This is a genomic window from Hydrocoleum sp. CS-953, from assembly GCF_002260545.1.
GTDB lineage: Bacteria > Cyanobacteriota > Cyanobacteriia > Cyanobacteriales > Microcoleaceae > Trichodesmium.
Genome location: NZ_LGSU01000456.1, coordinates 1 through 3165, shown reverse-complemented (window position 1 = coordinate 3165; position 3165 = coordinate 1). Strand labels below are relative to the sequence as shown.

The window sequence follows — 3165 nt, the reverse complement described above, 5'->3', positions numbered from 1 at the left end:
TCAGCAAATGAAATGACTATTTCTCTATATGCAATAGAAGAGAAAATTTTCATCATCCGTCTCCGAGAGCTTCAGCAAATGAAACTACTATTGCTCTATACGCAATAGAAGGAAAATTTTCATCATCCGTCTTCGGGAGCTTCAGCAAATGAAACTACTATTTCTCTATCCGCAATAGAAGAGAAAATTTTCATCATCCGTCTCCGAGAGCTTCAGCAAATGAAACTACTATTGCTCTATATGCAATAGAAGGAATTTTCACCATCCGCCTCCGGGAACTTCAACAAATGAAACTACTATCTCCGGAAGCTTCAGCAAATGAAATGACTATTGCTCTATACGCAATAGAAGAGAAAATTCTCACCATCCACTTCCGGGAGCTTCAGCAAATGAAATAACTATTGCTCTATACGCAATAGAAGAGAAAATTTTACCATCCGCATCTGGGAGCTTCAGCAGATGAAACGACTATTGCTCAATAGTAATAGAATCCGTCTCCGGGAACTTCAGCAGATGAAACGACTATTGTTCAATAGTAATAAAAGGAAAATTTTCACCATCAGCTTCCGGGAGCTTCAGTAGATGAATAGATTTTTAGACAATTCTGTGAGACCTTAATAGCAGTTATTTTAAGGAAAATTATCTATGGCTGCTAACCCTGGACAAAATCAACCCTATATTCTCTCTGACGAAACTACTCAGTCTATGGTCGTTGTTGTACCTGAAAGAGGTGGGGTTGTTACTGACTGGCGCACTCAAGAGCAAAAAATATTTTACATGGATAAGGAACGTTTTGCCGACCCCACTCTTTCAGTGCGCGGTGGTATTCCTTTATTATTTCCTATCTGTGGCAACCTACCCGATGATACCTACACCCTAGACGGAGAAACTTACAAACTTAAGCAACATGGTTTTGCTCGTACCCTTCCTTGGCAAGTTACACAACAGTCTACCGATAATGGTGCAAGTATTACTGTAAGTCTCCGCAGTAATGATGAAACTCTGGCAGTATATCCATTTAATTTTGAGTTAAATTATACCTATATATTGCGGGGTAATACTTTAGAGCTGCGATATGCTCACACTAATTTATCTCAAAAACCTATGCCATTTTCTACAGGTATTCACCCTTATTTTGCTGTTGCTGATAAGACTCAATTAGAGTTTTATTTACCTTCAAATGAATATAAACTTAAAGGCGACCAAACTGTTAATACTTTTTCTGGAGTGTTTGATTTTGACGCTGAAGAAATTGATTGGGCGTTTGTTAATTTGTCAAAACAATCAGCAGTAGTGACTGATAAAAGTCGCAATTTAAAGTTAACTATTAACTACGATAGTAATTATTCAACTTTAGTTTTTTGGACAGTAAAAGGTAAAGATTTTTATTGTTTAGAACCTTGGACTGGTCCTCGGAATGCCATGAATACTGGCGAACATTTATTAATTGCTGAACCTGGTAAAACCGTCGAAACAGTAATTAGTATGACTGCAGAATTGGGTTAATTTTAAATAGGATAATTAACCTGAGAAAGTATCTGTAAAATAAATCTGAGAAACGCTTCAAATATTAAGTGTTATGTGAGTTACGGCGGTAGGGAAATATTATTTTATTTATTCTGTGAAATTATTACCGCCTTTTCATGTTGCCAGTAGAATACAGCCTATAATTTTTTCAAAATTGACTTGACCGAAAAATAAAGGTTTAAAGCCTCTCCTTTCAAGGAGAAACAAGAAAAAATTTTCTTTTTATTCAATCCTCTTTCTTGTAGGGATAGGTAATTATCAATTATTGAATGATAACTGATAACTGATAACTGATAACTGATAACTGAAATGACCTAGAGGAATATTTTATGAAATAGGCATAAACCCTATAAGATAAGATTGATAAAAGCTGATTAATTAGGGTTGGCTGATTAAATCTAAAAGCATTGACAAATAAAGGTAAGTGGCTTTTTAAGTTTGGAAAAAGTACCTGGTTTGGAGCTACTTGATGGTCATGCATGTTAGGATTTTGGGTTGATTATAGCAGGAAAATCAAGGGATAATTATTCCTCTTGCCTCCTCGCTCCCATACCCATTCTTCCTGACTCCTGACTCCTGACTCCTGACTCCTACCCTCACTAATCAGACTTTTTCAGCAAGCTTTAATTAACTGATAATTATTTCACAAAAATTCAATCGAAAATGTCTACAAACTCTTGGACTCATCGCCATATTCTATCTCTAGCAAAATTTACACCTGAAGAATATAATATCATACTCCAAACAGCCGCTAGTTTTCAAGAAGTTTTAGGTCGCAGGATGAAAAAAGTACCTGCATTACAAGGTCAAGTAGTAGCAAATTTATTCTTTGAACCCTCAACACGCACCCGTAATAGTTTTGAATTAGCTGCTAAACGTTTATCTGCAGATACCCTAAATTTTGCCCCAGGAAGTTCTTCTCTTACCAAGGGAGAAACTATTCTTGATACAGCAATGACCTATCTAGCAATGGGAACAGATATGATGGTCATTAGACATCGGGATGCAGGAGTACCAGCAGCGATCGCTTCTGCAATGGATCGAAACGGTTATCAAGTTCGAGTTCTTAATGCTGGAGATGGTCAACATGAACATCCTTCTCAAGCTTTACTTGACCTATTTACTATTTGTAAATTGTTAAATTCAACTGAACCTAGAATAGAACTTTTAGAAGGAAAAAAAATTGCTATTGTAGGAGATATTATTCACTCTAGAGTAGCACGCTCTAATATTTGGAGTTTGACAGCTTCTGGTGCTGAATTACATTTAGCAGGAACCCCTACTTTATTACCTCAATATTTTGCCGAATTTGGTAATAATAGACCTGGTAAATTATTTGTACATTGGGATATTGAACCTGCATTAGAAAAGGCAGATTTTGTGATGACTTTACGCCTACAAAAAGAAAGAATGACTCAACATTTACTACCTAGTTTACGAGAATATCATCAACTATTTGGCATTACACGCGATCGCCTCAAACTTTGTCAACCAGGAGTTAAAATATTACACCCCGGACCTGTTAACCGAGGAGTAGAAATTAGTTCTGATTTAATGGATGACCCCCAGTTAAGTTTAATTTCTCAACAAGTAACCAGTGGTATTGCTGTAAGAATGGCTTTACTATATCTTTTAGGA

At 36.3% G+C, this 3165-nt stretch carries 2 protein-coding genes; both read left to right on the top strand.

The features are described 5' to 3' along the window. Nucleotides 1-645 precede the first annotated feature (645 nt). Entirely contained in the window at nucleotides 646-1506 is an 861-nt protein-coding gene (locus tag AFK68_RS04570) for an aldose epimerase (protein ID WP_094671779.1), read from the top strand. Between the two features lie 684 nt (nucleotides 1507-2190). Beyond that, a partial coding sequence (locus AFK68_RS04565; protein WP_094671778.1) for an aspartate carbamoyltransferase catalytic subunit occupies nucleotides 2191-3165 on the top strand: 975 nt, incomplete at its 3' end.

Bases quoted from the DNA above. Each gene is read 5' to 3' on its own strand.
- AFK68_RS04570 (WP_094671779.1), top strand. From the start codon at position 646: ATGGCTGCTAACCCTGGACAAAATCAACCCTATATTCTCTCTGACGAA.